This window comes from Thalassotalea sp. 1_MG-2023 (assembly GCF_030546745.1).
GTDB lineage: Bacteria > Pseudomonadota > Gammaproteobacteria > Enterobacterales > Alteromonadaceae > Thalassotalea_C.
This window is the reverse complement of the sequence record NZ_JAUOPD010000061.1, coordinates 1-1,361: the sequence shown is the minus strand read 5'-3', so window position 1 is coordinate 1,361 and position 1,361 is coordinate 1. Positions and strand designations below refer to the sequence as shown.

The 1,361-nt window shown below is 36.7% G+C and carries 2 protein-coding genes; both read left to right on the top strand.

The features are described from left to right. Positions 1 to 483 precede the first annotated feature (483 nt). Positions 484 to 843, top strand: a complete 360-nt coding sequence (locus tag Q4489_RS18195; protein WP_303483368.1) for a hypothetical protein — start codon at positions 484 to 486, stop codon at positions 841 to 843. 142 nt (positions 844 to 985) lie between these two features. Continuing rightward, positions 986 to 1,255: a hypothetical protein gene (locus Q4489_RS18190; protein WP_303483365.1), complete on the top strand. Its 270-nt coding sequence runs from the start codon at positions 986 to 988 to the stop codon at positions 1,253 to 1,255. The last annotated feature ends 106 nt before the right edge of the window (positions 1,256 to 1,361 follow it).

The window sequence follows — 1,361 nt, the reverse complement described above, 5'->3', positions numbered from 1 at the left end:
ATTGTTAAAAAGAATTAATGAAGTTAGAGTATTTGAATTAAAAAATAACAATAACGAGTTATTCTACAGGCTCGTTATGCGTCAGATGCGAATTCGATTAAATTTATTTGTTAGGTTTGGCGTTTTACCAAGAGTTTTGTAGCTGTTGCCGTTTCTTTATCTTGGTAACTTACAAGCAAATCACTTTGTTTCAGCTTTTGGTTAAACAGTTTTTCGCCATCGTAGTTGGTTGGTAAAAGTCACTGTAATTGAGTGGCTCAAAATTCACGGTTTTGTGTGTCGCACTGAGGTGTTTCTTACTTCTGCTTTTGCTGCCACGAAATCTTATATACGTTGTGCGGTTTGTGGTTATTGCTACCAGTCGCATAACAAGGTGCTTAAAAGGACTAAAACAGTTTGCTCGTTTTTTGCAAAGTAACGCAAAAAAGCCAGCCAACCATTTTAGCCTCTTAGCAAAGCGTTATATGGCTTTAGGTGTTAGCAATGAATGATGATGACGTGGTGCAAAATTTTTTTAATGAAATTTGTTGCACCTTTCCTGAGATAAAACCCCTTATGGATGAGCAAGATGAATGTATGACCACGTCAAAAATGGAAGCATTTTCTGACGCAACGTGTGCAGCATTTGCTAACGGTAATATCGAATTGGCAAAAAAATATTTATCTTATGTGGACAAAAAGCTAATTGATTCGCACCCTAAGGAATTTGAATTTATTGATGTGTATTATGTAGAACATTTATTTTGGAAGGCGAGTAAATCAACTAAGGAAATAGGTTGGCCACTTGTACCACCAAAATTACAAGAGTTATACGTAAAGTTTCATGGCACAACAGCCATATAACAAGCTGTTAAACAAGGACAAAAAACAGTTGGTTTTTGCTCCTTCGTCGCTTATTTTAACCAACTATTTTATTGCCTGTTAACAGGGCGTTAGCTATTTTAAGCCAGTTGGTAATTCGGTGTTACATTGGAGAGAAATTATAGTGAGAAAGTATTTTTTAGTATTTGTCATAGCAAGTTTATATGGATGCGCGTCACCTGGTGTCTTTTCTATTGGAAATGGGAAATACACTGTTACTTCTGGCACAAGTGCTGGATTTTCAAGTGCAAATGTCCAAGCTGAAGTTTATGAGCTTGCTAATGAGTTTTGCGGAAAATTAAGCAAAGAAATGGAACAGATTTCAATGGATGCACGTGAAGGCGCTCTTGGTCGTAATGCTCCTAGTGCGACCCTTGTTTTTACTTGTAAATAACATTGTTGTGATTAATGAATTCAGCATAGCTAACAAGAGACTATGGCGTCAATAGTTAATTTTACACTTTTGGCGCTTCCCACATTACACCGTCTCTGAGCATCGA